This is a genomic window from Ideonella azotifigens, assembly GCF_006519715.1.
Classification (GTDB): domain Bacteria; phylum Pseudomonadota; class Gammaproteobacteria; order Burkholderiales; family Burkholderiaceae_C; genus Ideonella; species Ideonella azotifigens.
Genome location: NZ_VIDT01000063.1, coordinates 1 through 15198 on the forward strand (window position 1 = coordinate 1; position 15198 = coordinate 15198).

General features: G+C 67.8%; 13 protein-coding genes. 9 read left to right on the forward strand and 4 right to left on the reverse strand.

All coding sequences use genetic code 11. The features are described 5' to 3' along the window. The coding region (locus FKP22_RS06610; RefSeq protein ID WP_141286360.1) for a GntR family transcriptional regulator at positions 1-301 on the reverse strand (301 nt) is incomplete at its 3' end. Positions 302-466: 165 nt separating this feature from the next. On the opposite strand from FKP22_RS06610, the gene FKP22_RS06615 reads away from it, so the two are divergent. The 9 genes from FKP22_RS06615 (at position 467) to FKP22_RS06655 (ending at position 11593) form a co-directional block, all read left to right on the forward strand. Further along, complete coding sequence (locus tag FKP22_RS06615) at positions 467-1945, forward strand: sigma-54 interaction domain-containing protein (RefSeq protein ID WP_310733307.1); 1479 nt, start codon at positions 467-469, stop codon at positions 1943-1945. Positions 1946-2150: 205 nt separating this feature from the next. Then, on the forward strand, positions 2151-3341 hold the full coding sequence (locus FKP22_RS06620; RefSeq protein ID WP_141286364.1) for a substrate-binding domain-containing protein: 1191 nt from the start codon (positions 2151-2153) through the stop codon (positions 3339-3341). 68 nt (positions 3342-3409) lie between these two features. Further along, positions 3410-4933: an extracellular catalytic domain type 2 short-chain-length polyhydroxyalkanoate depolymerase gene (locus FKP22_RS06625; RefSeq protein WP_141286366.1), complete on the forward strand. Its 1524-nt coding sequence runs from the start codon at positions 3410-3412 to the stop codon at positions 4931-4933. A 12-nt stretch (positions 4934-4945) separates the two neighbouring features. Continuing rightward, complete coding sequence (locus FKP22_RS06630) at positions 4946-5704, forward strand: ABC transporter ATP-binding protein (RefSeq protein ID WP_141286368.1); 759 nt, start codon at positions 4946-4948, stop codon at positions 5702-5704. Next, on the forward strand, positions 5701-6435 hold the full coding sequence (locus tag FKP22_RS06635; protein ID WP_141286370.1) for an ABC transporter ATP-binding protein: 735 nt from the start codon (positions 5701-5703) through the stop codon (positions 6433-6435). The genes FKP22_RS06630 and FKP22_RS06635 overlap by 4 nt, the downstream gene beginning before the upstream one ends. Further along, entirely contained in the window at positions 6432-7481 is a 1050-nt protein-coding gene (locus FKP22_RS06640) for a branched-chain amino acid ABC transporter permease (protein ID WP_141286372.1), read from the forward strand. Before FKP22_RS06635 ends, FKP22_RS06640 begins: the two co-directional genes overlap by 4 nt. Before the next feature lie 5 nt (positions 7482-7486). Beyond that, entirely contained in the window at positions 7487-8572 is a 1086-nt protein-coding gene (locus FKP22_RS06645; RefSeq protein WP_141286374.1) for a branched-chain amino acid ABC transporter permease, read from the forward strand. Positions 8573-8591: 19 nt separating this feature from the next. Continuing rightward, positions 8592-10736 (forward strand): 3-hydroxybutyrate oligomer hydrolase family protein, encoded by a 2145-nt coding sequence (locus FKP22_RS06650; protein ID WP_375140562.1) that lies wholly within the window; start codon positions 8592-8594, stop codon positions 10734-10736. Between the two features lie 20 nt (positions 10737-10756). Then, positions 10757-11593, forward strand: coding sequence for an alpha/beta fold hydrolase (locus tag FKP22_RS06655; protein WP_233446814.1), 837 nt, complete (start codon positions 10757-10759; stop codon positions 11591-11593). A 62-nt stretch (positions 11594-11655) separates the two neighbouring features. Here the strand turns inward: FKP22_RS06655 and FKP22_RS06660 are convergent, their stop codons facing one another. From FKP22_RS06660 to FKP22_RS06670, 3 genes are all read right to left on the reverse strand, one after another. Further along, on the reverse strand, positions 11656-13851 hold the full coding sequence (locus FKP22_RS06660; RefSeq protein ID WP_141286380.1) for a beta strand repeat-containing protein: 2196 nt from the start codon (positions 13849-13851) through the stop codon (positions 11656-11658). Between the two features lie 162 nt (positions 13852-14013). After that, on the reverse strand, positions 14014-14730 hold the full coding sequence (locus tag FKP22_RS06665) for an EF-hand domain-containing protein (protein ID WP_141286382.1): 717 nt from the start codon (positions 14728-14730) through the stop codon (positions 14014-14016). A 176-nt stretch (positions 14731-14906) separates the two neighbouring features. Continuing rightward, on the reverse strand, positions 14907-15198 hold a 292-nt coding region (locus tag FKP22_RS06670), incomplete at its 5' end, for a winged helix-turn-helix domain-containing protein (protein WP_141286384.1).

The following is a 15198-nucleotide window of genomic DNA, read 5'->3' on the forward strand; positions in this document are numbered from 1 at the left end:
CGCAGCGGCCTTCCAGCATGGCCATCACCGGGAACAGCTGCTCGGCGTCGTGGTCGTCCAGCTCGACGACGCGGCAGCCGCGCTGCGGCACCAGCTCGACCAGCCCCTCGGCCGCCAGCACCTTCAGCGCCTCGCGCAGAGGGGTGCGGCTGATCTGCCATTCGGTGGCCAGCGCCTTCTCGTCGATCCACTGGCCCGGCAGCAATTCCTGCTCGAACATCATCATGCGCAGCCGCGTGGCCACGCCGTCGTGCAGGGAAGCGCCGCGCAGCGAGGGGGCGACGGGAGGGGCAAGGGCCATGGGCTGCATCGTAATTTTGTAATTACGGCGACGGACCTGGGGTCAACCCGCAGCCGCCCACAGGCTGTTTCAAGCGGACAAACCTGGCCCGGACAAACCCGAGCCCCGCCCGCGCCAGCAGTCCGTGCTCCGTAAACTGGCCCGATGCCTGTTCCCGCTGCCGCCATGGCCCTGCCGCAAGATGCCGATGAAGTGCTGAAGCTGGCCGCGCGCAGCATGTTCGACGTTTTCGCGAACACGGCGCAAGGCATGCTGGTGGTGGACAAGCACCACCGCATCGTCTGGATCAGCGAAGGCTACAAGCGTTTCCTGCCGGCGCTGGGTTTCAGCGACGAGCACGACTTCGTCGGCCAGCCGGTGGAGCAGGTGGTGCCCAACACGCTGATGGCCGAGGTCATCGACAGCGGCCAGCCGATGCTGGTGGACCTGCTGACCAACAAGGCCGGCACCTTCCTGGTCAGCCGATTGCCGCTGCGCAATGATGCAGGCGAGGTCATTGGCGCACTGGGCATGGTGCTGCTGGACCACCCCGGCGCCGGCCTGCAGCCGCTGATGGCCAAGTTCGTGCGCCTGCAGCGCGAGCTGGACGACGCGCGCCGCGAGCTGGCGGTGCACCGCCGCACCCGCTACACGATTGCCAGCTTCATCGGCAACAGCCCGGCCGCCATCGAAGTGAAGCGCCAGGCCCGCCGCGCAGCGGGCACGTCCAGCACCGTGCTGCTGCTGGGCGAGACCGGCACCGGCAAGGAGCTGCTGGCCCAGGCCATCCATGCCGACAGCGCGCGCGCCGCGCGGCCGTTCGTGGGGGTGAACATTGCCGCGGTGCCGGACACCTTGCTCGAAGCTGAGTTCTTCGGCGTGGCAGCTGGCGCCTACACCGGCGCCGAGCGCAAGGGCCGCGAAGGCAAGTTCAAGCTGGCCGACGGCGGCACGCTGTTCCTGGACGAGATTGGCGACATGCCGCTGGCGCTGCAGGCCAAGCTGCTGCGCGTGCTGCAGGAACAGGAAGTGGAGCCGCTGGGCAGCAACAAGGTCGAGAAGCTGGACCTGCGGGTGATTGCCGCGACCAGCCGCGACCTGGCGGTGATGGTCACCGAAGGCAGCTTCCGGGCGGACCTTTACTACCGCCTCAACGTGCTGCCGATCCGCCTGCCCGCGCTGCGCGAGCGCATGCCGGACCTGGACGCCTTGTCCGACCACCTGCTGGCCGACATTGCCCGCCGCAACAGCCAGCCGCACAAAAGCCTCAGCGCCGACGCGATGGACCTGCTGGCCGCGCAACGCTGGCCCGGCAACATCCGCGAACTGGGTAACGCGCTGGAACGCGCCTGCCTGATGACCGACGACCTGCGCCTCGCCGCCCGGCATTTCGGCGACCTGCTGCCCGTGCCGATGGACATGCCGACGCGGGCCCGCATGCCGCTGCGAGACGAGCCTTCCGAGGCTTTGCTGCAGGGCGCCCGGCCGCTGGGCGAAGCCTTGATGCAAAGCCTGTTGAAGCCGCTGCCGGTCGCAGTGGCCGAACTGGAAGCGAGTTCGATCCGCGCTGCACTCAGCGCCACCAAGGGCAACAAGCTGGCCGCTGCGCGTCTGCTGGGCATTGCCCGGGCCACGCTGTACGAGAAGCTGGGCCAGCTGGGTTGAAACCCTGTCTGGTGGCCATGCACATGCGGCGATGGGTGTCTGGAAAACAGACGCTGTCTGCCGGACGGACAACCCTGAAGCTTTCGCACGACACCGCCGGCGGCCGCTGACGCCACGTGCCTTCGGTGTTTTCCCGGCCCTGCCCGCTTGCGGCACGGGCTTTGCGGTGTTGCAGGCACACAAGAACACGCAGGAGACACACGGCATGCCGCTCAAGGCTTTTTGCAAGCAGGTTCTCGCCGCTGCGGCCGCACTGGTCACCTTGGCCGCCGCTGCCGCGGACGGCGAGATCCGCATCGCCCATGTCTACAGCCGCACCGGCCCGCTGGAGGCCTACGGCAAGCAGACGGCGATCGGCCTGCAGATGGGGCTGGACTACGCGACCGGTGGCACGATGACCGTGGCCGGCAAGAAGCTGGTCCTGATCGAGAAAGATGACCAGGGCAAGCCGGACCTGGGCAAGAGCCTGCTGGCTGCCGCCTATGGCGACGACAAGGCCGACGTCGCCATCGGCCCCACGTCTTCCGGCGTGGCGCTGGCGATGCTGCCGGTCGCCGAGGAGTACAAGAAGATCCTGCTGGTGGAGCCGGCGGTGGCCGACAGCATCACCGGCGACAAGTGGAACAAGTACATCTTCCGCACCGGCCGCAACAGCAGCCAGGACGCGATCTCCAACGCGGTGGCGCTGGACAAGCCCGGCACCGTGATCGCCACGCTGGCGCAGGACTATGCGTTTGGCCGTGACGGCGTGAAGGCCTTCAAGGAAGCGATCAAGAAGGCCAAGGTCGTGCACGAGGAATACCTGCCGACCAGCACCACCGACTTCACCGCCGGCGCCCAGCGCCTGATCGACAAGCTCAAGGACCTGCCGGGCCGCAAGCTGATCTGGATCGTCTGGGCCGGCGCCGGCAACCCGTTCAAGATCGCCGACCTGGACCTGAAGCGCTACGGCATCGAGATCGCCACCGGCGGCAACATCCTGCCCGCGATGGCCGCCTACAAGAACTTCCCCGGCATGGAAGGCGCCACCTACTACTACTTCGGCATTCCGAAGAACCCCGTCAACGAGTGGCTGGTGGCCAACCACTACAAGCAGTACAAGGCGCCGCCGGACTTCTTCACCGCCGGCGGCATGACGGCCGGCATCGCCATCGTCGAGGCGCTGAAGAAGACCGGCGGTGATGCTTCGGCCAACAAGCTGATTGCCACCATGGAAGGCCTGCGCTTCGAGTCGCCCAAAGGCCCGATGACCTTCCGCAAGCAGGACCACCAGGCCCTGCAAAGCATGTATCACTTCAAGATCAAGGTGGACCCGGCCTTCCCTTGGGGCGTGCCTGAGCTGGTGCGCGAGATCAAGGCCGAAGAAATGGACGTGCCGGTGCGCAACACGCGCTGAGCCGCCTGGGCGCGGCGCAGGCCTCCCGCTTGCCGCTGCGAAGTTCCGAGACCAACGGAGACAAAGCCATGAGATTTTCTGCCCGCAGCGCGGGTGCCGTCGCGGCGTTCGCCGCGATCACACTCGCCAGCCTTTCCACCGTTCCAGCCCAGGCCGCCGTCGCGCTGCCCGCGCTGAACGTCGACACCAGCCAGACGACGGTTTCCGGCCTTTCGTCCGGTGGCTTCATGGCCAACCAGCTGGGCTACGCTTATTCAGGCACCTTCAAGGGCGTGGGCGTTTTCGCCGGCGGGCCTTACATGTGCGCCGGCCACAGCAACTACACGGCCTGCATGTACAACGCCAGCATCAGCGCCAGCATGCTGAGCACCATGCAGGCCGACCTGAACAACTGGAGCGGTTCGCTGAACGATGCGCTGGCCAATGTCGCCAGCCAGAAGATATTCCTGTTCGTCGGCACCAGTGACTACACCGTCGGCCCGAACCCGATGAACGCCGTCAACACCCAGTACGGCAACAACGGCGTGCCGGCCGGCAACCTCAGCTACGTGCAGCGCGCCAGCACCGCGCACGTCTTCCCGACCGACTTCGCCGGCACGGGAGACAACGCCTGCAACAGCAGCAGCTCGCCCTACATCGCCAACTGCGGTTACGACGGCGCCAAGGCCGCACTCACGCAGTTCTACGGCACCTTGGCGGCCCGCAACGATTCGCCGGCAGCCGCCAACTACATCGAGTTCGACCAGACCGCCTACAGCAACGGCAACCCGGGCATGGCCGCGACCGGCTGGCTCTACGTGCCGGCCGATTGCGCCGCCGGCACCCAGTGCAAGCTGCACGTGGCGCTGCACGGCTGCCAACAGAACTACGCGACCATCGGCGACAAGTTCCTGAAGAACACCGGCTACACCCGCTGGGCCGACACCAACCACATCATCGTGCTGTTCCCGCAGACCAAGGTCGACAGCACGAGCCACAGCACGTCCGCCAGCGGCTCGCTGGGCAACCCCAACGGCTGCTGGGACTGGATCGGCTGGTACGGCAGCGACTTCGCACGCAAGTCCGGTACGCAGATGGCCGCGCTCAAGGCCATGGTCGACCACGTGGCGTCCGGCTCGGGCAGCGGTGGTGGCGGCGGCGGCGGTGCGTTGCCCGCGCCGACCGGCGTGGCCACGTCCAATGCCACCAACACCAGCATGAGCATTGCCTGGGGGGCCGTGACCGGGGCGGCTGGCTACCGGGTCTTCCGCGGCGGCGCGCTGGTCAGCGGCAGCGGCCTGGTCACCGGCACCAGCTACAGCGACACCGGGCTGACGGCCGCCACCACCTACAGCTGGACCGTGGCTGCGGTCGATGCAAGCAATGTGCAGGGCGCCATGTCCAGCCCCGCCAGCGGCACCACCACCGGCGCCGCGGCCACCTGCACCACCGCGAGCAACTACGCGCACGTCTCGGCTGGTCGCGCCCACCAGAGTGGTGGCTACGCGCTGGCGAATGGTTCCAATCAGAACATGGGGTTGTGGAATGTCTTCGTCACGACCACGCTGAAGAACACGGCCCCGAACTACTATGTGATCGGCACCTGCCCATGAGCAAGAAAGCCCATGCTTGAGACACGCCACTTGAGCATCCGCTTCGGCGGCCACGTCGCGGTCAACCGTGTGTCCTGCGTCTTCACGCCGGGCACGCTGACCGCGATCGTTGGCCCCAATGGCGCGGGCAAGACGACCTACTTCAACCTGATCTCGGGCCAGCTGCCGGCCAGCGAAGGCCAGGTGCTGCTGGACGGCATGGACATCACACGCCTCGGCGCGCCGCAGCGCACGCGGCGCGGCCTGGGCCGGGCCTTCCAGCTGACGCAGCTGTTCGCGCAGCTCTCGGTGCAGGAAAACGTGCGGCTGGCGGTGCAGGCGCGGCATGGGGGCGGGCTGAACTGCTGGCGCGTGTGGCTGGACCGCCAGGACTGGCTGGAGGAAACCCGCGAGATCCTGGCCGAGACGCAGCTCTGGCCGCAGCGCGACGCGCTGGCCGCCAGCCTGCCGCATGGCGACCAGCGCAAGCTGGAGGTGGCGATGCTGATGGCGCTGGACCCGCGCGTCTACCTGTTCGACGAGCCGACCGCCGGCATGAGCGCTGACGATGCGCCTGTGGTGCTGGACCTGATCCGCCGGTTGAAGACCAGGCGCGACCGCACCATCCTGTTGGTCGAGCACAAGATGGACGTGCTGCGCGAGCTGGCGGACCGCATCGTGGTGCTGCACCAGGGCGCGCTGGTGGCCGATGGCGAGCCTGCCTCTGTGATGGCCTCGCCTTTGGTGCAGCAGGCCTACCTGGGCGTGGCGCCGGTGCAGGAGGCGGCATGACGAATGCGTTGTCGCTGGAAGGCGTTCACACTCACGTCGGCCCGTACCACATCTTGCATGGTGTGGACCTCCATGTGCCCGCCGGCCAGGTCACGATGCTGCTGGGCCGCAATGGCGCCGGCAAGACGAGCACGTTGCGCACGGTGATGGGTTTGTGGCCCGCCTCGGCTGGCGTGCTGCGCTTCAAAGGGCAGGCGATCACCGCGATGACCACGCCAGAGATTGCGCGCCTCGGCATCGCCTACGTGCCCGAGACCATGGGCATCTTCAGCGAGCTGACGGTGCGCGACCACCTTGTGCTGGGCGCTCGCGCCGCGCGGCGCGCCGAGGACCTGGACCGCACGCGGCTGGACTGGCTGTTCGGCCTGTTCCCGGCGCTGCACAAGTTCTGGCTGCATCCGGCGGGCAAGCTCAGCGGCGGCCAGAAGCAGATGCTGGCGATTGCCCGCGCGCTGATAGCACCGTGCGAACTGCTGCTGGTCGACGAGCCCAGCAAGGGCCTGGCGCCGGCGATGGTGATGAAGTTGATCGAGGCCTTTACCGAACTCAAGCGCCAGCGCTGCACCGTGCTGATGGTGGAGCAGAACCTGGCGATGGCCAAGGCGCTGGGCGACCGCGTGGCGGTGATGGACAACGGCCGCATCGTGCACACCGGCGCGATGGCGGAACTCGCGGACGACGAGGTACTGCAGCAGCGCTTGCTGGGGCTGTCGTTGGGAGTGGCGGCATGACCGATTCGCCTTTGCCCACCGGCAGCTTGCCGACGCAGCCGGGCGAAGTGGCCTTGCCCGGCGCGCGATTCGACGCGAAGCCGCTGTGGCTGCTGGCCGCGCTGGCGCTGCTGGCCTTCCCGTTGATCGGCAATGGCGCGAGCTGGCTGACGCTGACCGCGGCCGGCCTGGCGATGGGCTTGATCGTCTTCATCATGGCCTCGGGGCTGACGCTGGTCTTTGGCCTGATGGACGTGCTGAACTTTGGCCACGGCGTGTTCATTGCCGCGGGCGCTTTTGTCGGCACCAGCGTGCTGGCTGGCATGGCCGGCTGGGTGGGCAGTGCCTCGGCGCTGCAGAACCTGGGCGCGGTGGCGCTGGCGATGCTGGCCGCGATGGCGGTGGCCGCGGCGCTGGGCGCGGCTTTTGAGCGCGTGATCGTGCGGCCGGTCTACGGCCAGCACCTGAAGCAGATCCTGATCACCATGGGCGGCATGACGGTGGGCGAGGAGCTGATCAAGCTGATCTGGGGCCCGCAGCAACTGCCGATGCCCATGCCCGAAGCGCTGCGCGGCGCGGTGCTGGTTCCCTGGTTCGGCGGCGAGGCGGCTGCGGTCGAGAAGTACCGGCTGTTTGCGGTGGTGCTGGGCCTGGCGGTGTTCGCCGGCCTGCTGTGGCTGCTGAACCGCACCAAGCTCGGCCTCTTGGTGCGCGCCGGCGTGCAGGACCGCGAGATGGTCGAGGCGCTGGGCTACCGGGTGAGGCGGCTGTTCGTGGGCGTGTTTGTCGCCGGCTCGGCGCTGGCCGGGCTGGGCGGCGTGCTGTGGGGGCTGTACCAGCAAAGCGTGGTGCCGCAGATCGGCGCGCAGCTGAACACGCTGCTGTTCATCGTCATCATCATGGGCGGGCTGGGCTCCACGCTGGGCTGCTTCGTCGGCGCGCTGGCGGTGGGGCTGATGGCCAACTACACCGGCTTCCTGGCGCCCAAGCTGGCGCTGTTCTCCAACATCGGCCTGATGGTGGCGGTGCTGCTGTGGCGGCCGCAAGGCCTGTATCCGGTGCGGTGAACACGATGCTGAACCGCCTGCTTTCGCACGACCTGCCGCGCAGCCGCTGGCTGGCTGCGGCGTTGCTGCTCATTGCCGCGGCGCTGCTGCTGGCGCCCTTCCTGTTCCATGGCGCGAAGGCGCTGAACGTGGCGGCCAAGGTGCTGGTCTTCATCCTGCTGGTGGCGAGCTACGACCTGCTGCTGGGCTATGCCGGCATCGTCAGCTTCGCGCACACGATGTTTTTCGGCATCGGGGCGTATGGCGTGGCCATTGCCTGTGCGCGTGCCGGCAGCGGCGTGGGCTGGGGCCATGTGGCGCTGGGCCTGGGCGGCGCGCTGCTGCTGTCGCTGCTGCTCAGCCTCGTCATCGGCCTGTTCTCGCTGCGCGTGAAAGCCATCTTCTTCGCGATGATCACGCTGGCCGTGGCCTCGGCCTTCCAGACGCTGGCCTCGCAGCTCTCGGAGCTGACCGGTGGCGAGGACGGCCTGAGCTACAAGGTGCCGGCGCTGCTGTCGCCGTCGTTCGAGCCGTTAGCCGAGCCGGTCTTCGGGCTGATGATCGACGGCAAGGTCATCGCGTACTACGGCCTGTTCATCGTCGTGGCGCTGGGCTTCCTGGCGCTGCTGCGGGTCGTGAACTCGCCGTTCGGCCGCGTGCTGCAGGCGATCCGTGAAAACGATTTCCGGGCCGAAGCCATCGGCTACCGCGTGGTGGTCTGGCGCACGCTGGCCAACGTGCTGGCCGCGGCAGTGGCGACGGTCGCCGGTGGGCTGCTGGCGCTGTGGCTGCGCTACACCGGCCCGGACACCACGCTGAGCTTCGAGGTGATGCTGGACATCCTGCTGATTGTCGTGATCGGCGGCATGGGCACGCTCTACGGCGCGGTGCTGGGCGCTGCGCTGTTCGTGCTGGCGCAGAACTATCTGCAGGACCTGTTGGCGCTGGGTGCGCGGGCGCTCGAAGGCGTGCCAGTGCTCTCGGCCCTGGTCTCGCCAGACCGCTGGCTGTTCTGGCTGGGCCTGGGTTTTGTGCTGTGCGTGTACCACTTCCCGAGTGGCGTGGTGGGCCGGTTGCGGGCAAAGCCCGGCCGGCCTGCGACGTCTGAATGAAACGTCGATCAAGGAGACCATGATGAAGACTCGCTCGAATCTGTTCCCTGTGTTGTCGGTGCTGGGCGCCGCGTTGGCCTCGGCCCTGGCCTCACCCGCCTGGGCCGCGGCGGTCAACCAACCGCCCACCGCGCTGCGCGGCCCCATCGTCGAGAAGGCGTACGACGGCAGCAGCGACGACCTGCTGACCGGTGGCCTGGGCAAGACCGGGCTGATGGGTGCCACGCCCGTCTTCGTCAACCCGGCCGCGCCCACCCCGGCCGAATTGCGCCGCAATGCGATCTACACCAACTACCGTGCGCTGGTGGACTACACCGCGCTGGGCGGCATGGGCGTGTTCTACGGACCGAACATCGACGTGAACGGCAACGACACGCTTGGCGAAGGCAAGATCGCCGGCCGCGAATCCATTGCCTGGGCCGACGACGGCAGCGGCCAGCAGAACGTCGCGATGATGGTGCAGGTGCCCGACAGTTTCGACACCAGCAAGCCCTGCATCGTCAGCGCCACTTCGTCCGGCTCGCGCGGCATCTATGGCGCCATTGCCACCGCTGGCGAGTGGGGCCTGAAGCACGGCTGCGCGGTGGCCTACACCGACAAGGGCGGCGGCAACGGCCTGTTCGACCCGATGACCGGCACCGTCATCGCGCGCGACGGCACGCTGACGACGGCCACTGCTGCCGGCATCGAATCGCCCTTCACGCCGGCGCTCACGCCAGAGCAACTGGCCGCCTTCAATACCGCGCTGCCCAACCGCGTGGCCTACAAGCACGCGCACTCGCAGCAGAACCCCGAGAAGGACTGGGGCAAGCACACGCTGGATGCGATCCGCTTCGCCTTCTACGTGCTGAACGAACGCTACGGCCCGGTGGACCCGAACAACCCGAACCAGCACCTGGTGGCCTTCAAGCCCAAGAACACGCTGGTGATTGCCTCCAGCGTGTCCAACGGCGCGGGCGCTGCCTTGGCCGCGGCCGAGCAGGACACCGAGAAACTGATCGACGGCGTGGCCGTCAGCGAGCCCAACGCGCAGCCCAACGGCGTCAAGGGCCTGACGATCCGCCAGGGCAGCCAGACCGTGCCGCTGATCGGCAAGCCGCTGGCCGAGTACTTCACCTTCGCAGACGTCTACCAACCCTGCGCGCTGCTGGCGCCGGGGCTGTCCCTGAATGCCGCTTTCTGGCCGACAACGTACACCGATGCTGCGACGCAGCGCTGCGCAGCCCTCGCCGCGCGTGGCCTCGTCACCGGCGCCACCACGGCCGACCAGGCGAACGACGCGCTGGCCCAGCTGCACGCCCACGGCTACACGCCCGAGGCGGATTTCCTGCACCAGTCGCACTTCCGCTTCGCGACCAATTCGATCGCGATGACCTACGTCAACGCGGCCGGCCGCTTCAGCGTGGCCGACAGCGTCTGCGGCTTCAGCTTCGCCAACACCGACGCCGCCGGCAGCGTGGCGGCGCAGAACCCGCTGCTGCAGGCGGGGCTGTTCTCGACCGGCAACGGCGTGCCGCCCACCAGCGGCGTTAACATCGTCTACAACAGCTCGGTGGGCGGCGGCAAGCTCGACTTCATGGCCGTGTCGCCGACCAGCGGCCAGGCCGACTTCGCGCTGGACGGCGCGCTGTGCCTGCGCTCGCTGGTCACCGGCAAGGACCCAGTGACCGGCGCGCCGCTGACGGGCACGCTGGCGGCGCAGTCGCAGCGCGTGAAGGCCGGCATCAACGAGGTGCAGCGCACGGCCAAGCTGGGCAAGCTGCCGGTGATCATCGTGGCCGGCCGCAGCGATGCGCTGCTGCCGATCAACCACGCTGCGCGCGCCTACTTCGGCAAGACCCAGATGGCCGACGCCAAGGGCCCGAACGTGCGCTACATCGAGGTCACCAACGCCCAGCACTTCGACGGCTTCATCGCCTTCGGCGCGCTGATGGGCTACGACACCCGCTTCATCCCGCTGCACGTCTACTTCAACCGGGCGATGGATGCGATGTACGCCAAGCTCAGCACCGGCGCCGCGCTGCCGCCCAGCCAGGTCGTGCACACGACGCCACGCGCCAGCGGCGCCGCCGCGCTGGCCGCCAGCAACGTGCCGCCGATCAGCACAGCGCCGGATGGCGACGCGATCACCATGGATGGCGGCACGCTCGTGATCCCCGATTGAGCATGCACCCAGCCCAAACCATGCGTTCGCACTACCTCCGCTGCGCTGGCCGCGAGCTGCACTTCACCGAGTGGGGCGCAGGCAACCCGGAGGTGCTGATCGCCTGGCACGGGTTGGCCCGCACCGGGCGGGACATGGACGACATTGCTGCCCACCTGGCCGATCGCTATCGGGTCATCTGCCCGGACACCGTCGGCCGGGGTCTCAGCGAATGGAGCCCGGTGCCTGATGCTGAATACTGCCTGGACTTCTACGTGAAGCAGGCGGTCGACCTGCTCGATCAGTTCGGGCTGCAGCAGGTGCACTGGCTGGGCACGTCCATGGGCGGCGCCATCGGCTTGCGGGCGGCCGCGGGCGTGCTGAAGGGCCGCATCCGCAGCCTGGTGCTGAACGACATCGGCCCCGAGTTGGCGGGGCCCGCGGTGGCGCGCATCCGTGCCTATGCCGGCCAGCCGGCCGCATTCCGCACCGTCAGTGAACTCGAAGCCTATTTGCGGCAGGTCTACAGGCCCTATGGTGAGCTGAGCGATGCCCAATGGCGCCGCATGACCGAAACCTCGGCGCGCCGCCTGCCGGACGGGAGTGTCACGCCGCATTACGACCCGGCGATGGCGCAGCAGTTCGAGCACCACCCGGACGACTACACGCAGTGGACCGCCTGGGACCAGCTGCATCTGCCGGTGCTGTGCCTGCGCGGAGAAACCTCAGACCTGCTGACCCCCGAAGTCGCCGAGGCCATGACGCGCACCGGCCCCTGCGCCGAACTGGCCACGATTGCCAACTGCGGCCATGCCCCGGCGCTGAACGTGCCGGCGCAGTGGGCGCTGGTGGAAGACTTCCTGAGCCGCCACTGCTGAAGCCTGCGCAGGCAAAAAAAGGCCGCCTGTTGAGGCGGCCTTTTTACCGGGTGCGATCTGGCTCAGGGCGTGATCGGCAGGTTGATCGTGATGATCTTGGTGGGATCGGCCACTGAGGCGGCGTGCAGCACAAGCGTGGTCGCTGCGCTGGTGTTGAACTTGCCGTAGTAGGTGGTGGATTCCACGCTGGTGTCCATCAAGGTGATGGCCGCGTTCGCGTCCTGGGTCACGCTCATGGCGATCGAGCCGTTGAACCGCAACACCACGCCGGCGCCGCTGTTGGCCGAGGTCGTCGGCAGGGTCAGCGTGGTGCCGGACTGCACGTTGCTGGCCTTGGCCACGCCGTTCACCGATACCGTGCTCAGTGTCAGGATGGTGGGCGTGATGTTGAAGTTCAGCGTGATGACTGGCGTGGTCTCGCCTTGCGGTGTCACCGTCAGCACCGTGGTGGTCGGCGTGCGGCTGGTCAGCACCGCGCCCCACAGCGTGCTGCTGGTCGTCAGGCTGTTGGCCGTCGCCGAGCCCAGGTCCGGGCTGAAGTCCATCGGCAGTCCGGAGGCCGAGCCAATGACGACCTTCTGCCCGGAGTTGATTGCGTAGGTCTGGGTGCTGCCTGAAGGGATAGGCGAGGGTGACTGCGCCACTTCGTCGATGTTCAGGTTGACCGCAAACGGCAGCTGGTCGAGCACCACGTTGATGGTCACGACCTGGCTGCTGTCGGCGTTCGACGTGACCAGCAGTTGCACCGTGGTGGGCGCGTTGCTGGCCAGGGTCGAGACCCAGGTGGTCGAAGTCGTGTTGAGGTGATCCTGCGTGACGCCGCCCAGCGCGGCACTGAAGACTGCGTTGGTGCCGGTCTGCACGAACAGCTTCTGGTTCGACTTCATGTTGACCGTGACGGCCTGGCCTGCTGGCACGTCGGTCAGGACCGGGAGGTCGGCCACGGAAATGGTGGAGACCACCAGCGGTGTGGCGGCGACCTGCAGCGTGATGGTGGCGAAGCGGCTGCTGTCGCCCTTGGCGCTGACCGTGAGCACCACCTGGGTGGCGACACCGGAATTCAGCGTGGCCTGCCAGTTCGTGTTCGAGCGGCTGACGGCGGACTTGTAGGCGTTGCCCAGCGACTCGGCGACGCTGATGGCCGCGCCATCTGCCGAGGCGATCGTCACGGTCTGGCCAGAGCTCACCGCCAGCGTTGGGCTTTCACCCTGGTTGACGGTCGCGGTGGAAATCGTGGTGGTGCCGGAAGAGAGCGTGAGGGTCAGCACGACCGGATTCGGGTCCACCGTCACCAGCAGCGTGGCGAAGACGGTGTTGTCTGCCTGGGAGCGCACGATCAGTGTCGCGGTGGCAGCGGCTGCCCCGCTCAGCTTGGCGGACCAGGAGGTCGATGTGGTCGCGCTGTTGCTCTTGGTGATCTCGCCCAGCGTCTGCTCCACCGTCACCGGCACCGTGGTCGAGAACGACAGTGTCTGCCCGGAATGGATGCTGATGGCGCGGATTTCGCCGGCAAGAACCGAAGGAAGCGATGCGCCGTTGGCCGTGAGGTCGGTCACCGTCAATGGCGTGGGCGTCACGGTGATGTTCACTGTCGCGGTGCGGCTGGTGTCACCTTGCGGCGAGACCGTCAGCGACGCGGAGCTGCCGGATGCGCTGCTGACCAACTGTGCTTGCCAGGTGGTCGTGTTGGTGAAGATGCGGCTGGCGCGGGTGTTGGTCAGCGTCGGGCCGAAGTTGGCTTTCGTGTTGGAAGTCACCGTCACCAGCTGGCCGGAGTTGACGGTCAGCGCATAGGTACCGCCTGCGCCCACTGGCGTGGCGGTCACCGGGCTGCCGTCGACCTGCACGGTCACCGCCAATGCCGTCGGCACCACGTTCACGGTCAGCGTGCGGCTGATCTCCGGATAGTCGCTGGAACTGAGCGTCATGGTCATCGTCGTCGCGACGTCGCTCTTGACCGTGCCGATCCAACTGGTGCCGGTGCGGGTCAGCGGGCTGACGGTGGCGCCGGCGGGGGAGTTGACGACGTCCATCGTCAGGTTCGAGCTGATGCTCAGGCTCTGGCCAGACTGGAGGGTGATCGTCGTGCTGCCGCTGTTCGAGAGCGGGGAGCCGTCGATGGCAGTGCCGTCCACCGTCACGCTGAGGTTCAGCGTGGGGTCGGTGCGACCGCCGCCGCAGCCTGCCAGCAGGCCCATCAACATCAGGGCCGCGAAGGCCGCCTGGAGCACGCGGCCCCCGAACAAACGCAATAGCATGATCATCCTGCACGAGGTTGAGAAGACACCGGGCGGCGCGCCTGTGGGGCGCGCACCAGGATGCCCAGGAGCGGCCATGCTCCCAAACCCTAGTGTAGGGGGGACAGCCGGCGCTGACTGTCCCTACCTCTGCAGACGTGTTGCGCTGCCTGTTCTAGGGGGTCACGCTGAAGTGCTGACCAGGCCGGTGGTCGAGCCTGCGCTGTCGGCCGCCATGCTGGCGTAGCGCGCGGCCAGTTGCTCGATGAAGGCGTGCACGTCGATCTTCGGCTTGGCTGCGCTGCTGCTGGTCGAATCGGTGCTGCTGTCGCTGGCGCCGCTGGCCGAGGACGATTCGCCCGGCGGCGGGCCGGGTGGCGGGCCCATCGGGGGCATGCCCGTGCCGGACATGCCGGCGCCGCTTTCGCTGCCCTGCCGCTCTCGGGCCTGGTCCATTGCAGCGGTCATCTTGTCGCGGAAGGCACTCATTTCCTTGGCAGACATCGCGCCGTCGCCGTCGCTGTCGATGGCCTTGAACAAGGCCTGCGCGGCGTCGCTGGATTTGTCCAGGCCGAATTCGTCGGACGAGACGCTGCCGTCACCGTCGCTGTCCAGCGAGGCCATCGGGTCCTCGTGCCTGCCCTGGCCGCCTGGGGGCATGCCACCCATGCCGGCGAACTGGGCCGTGCTCATCATCGCCATGTCGAACTGCGAGGGCGGCGGTGGCGGGCCGTCCGGCCGGCTGGTGGTCGTGCTGCTGGTCGCGTCAGCGGTGCCGGTGTTGGTGCTGCCGCCTGCGCTGCCGGTGCTGCTGGTCGCGCTGCTGCGGGCGTTGGCCTGTGCGCGGGCGGTGAGCATCTGCCAGATGCTGTTGTTCGACGTGGCCGATGAGACGTTCATGACGAGGGGCTTTCCAGGGATGAAGAGAAGCGGGGGCGGGCGGGGTGGGCCGCCGGATCGCTGTCAAAGACGCTTCGGCGGTGTGCGCATGTTCGGGCGGGTGCGTCAGCGGCGTTTGTCGACTTGGTTGCCGGCGTGACACAAAGAAGTGAGCGCCAGCCTTCCGGGGCCCCCAGTCAGCTCTTGGCCTTGTGGGGCTCGTCCAGCGCGGCAAACAGGTAGCCCACGCCGCGCACGGTGCGGATGATCTGCGGCGAACGCGGGTCGTCGTCCAGCTTGTGGCGCAGCCGCGAAACCAGCAGGTCGATGCTGCGGTCCAGCTGTTCCACGCCTTCGCCGCGCGCCAGGTCCAGCAGTTGCTGCCGGTCCAGCGTGCAGTGCGGGTGGGCGATGAAGGTCTTGAGCAGGCGGAATTCGGCCTGCGACAGCGGCACCCGCAAGCCGGTGGGCGCTTCCAAGCTGCGGGTG

Coding starts and splice junctions, on each gene's coding strand:
- FKP22_RS06615 (WP_310733307.1), top strand. CDS start 467: ATGGCCCTGCCGCAAGATGCCGATGAAGTGCTGAAGCTGGCCGCGCGC.
- FKP22_RS06620 (WP_141286364.1), top strand. CDS start 2,151: ATGCCGCTCAAGGCTTTTTGCAAGCAGGTTCTCGCCGCTGCGGCCGCA.
- FKP22_RS06625 (WP_141286366.1), top strand. CDS start 3,410: ATGAGATTTTCTGCCCGCAGCGCGGGTGCCGTCGCGGCGTTCGCCGCG.
- FKP22_RS06630 (WP_141286368.1), top strand. CDS start 4,946: ATGCTTGAGACACGCCACTTGAGCATCCGCTTCGGCGGCCACGTCGCG.
- FKP22_RS06635 (WP_141286370.1), top strand. CDS start 5,701: ATGACGAATGCGTTGTCGCTGGAAGGCGTTCACACTCACGTCGGCCCG.
- FKP22_RS06640 (WP_141286372.1), top strand. CDS start 6,432: ATGACCGATTCGCCTTTGCCCACCGGCAGCTTGCCGACGCAGCCGGGC.
- FKP22_RS06645 (WP_141286374.1), top strand. CDS start 7,487: ATGCTGAACCGCCTGCTTTCGCACGACCTGCCGCGCAGCCGCTGGCTG.
- FKP22_RS06650 (WP_375140562.1), top strand. CDS start 8,592: ATGATGAAGACTCGCTCGAATCTGTTCCCTGTGTTGTCGGTGCTGGGC.
- FKP22_RS06655 (WP_233446814.1), top strand. CDS start 10,757: ATGCGTTCGCACTACCTCCGCTGCGCTGGCCGCGAGCTGCACTTCACC.
- FKP22_RS06660 (WP_141286380.1), bottom strand. CDS start 13,851: ATGCTATTGCGTTTGTTCGGGGGCCGCGTGCTCCAGGCGGCCTTCGCG.
- FKP22_RS06665 (WP_141286382.1), bottom strand. CDS start 14,730: ATGAACGTCTCATCGGCCACGTCGAACAACAGCATCTGGCAGATGCTC.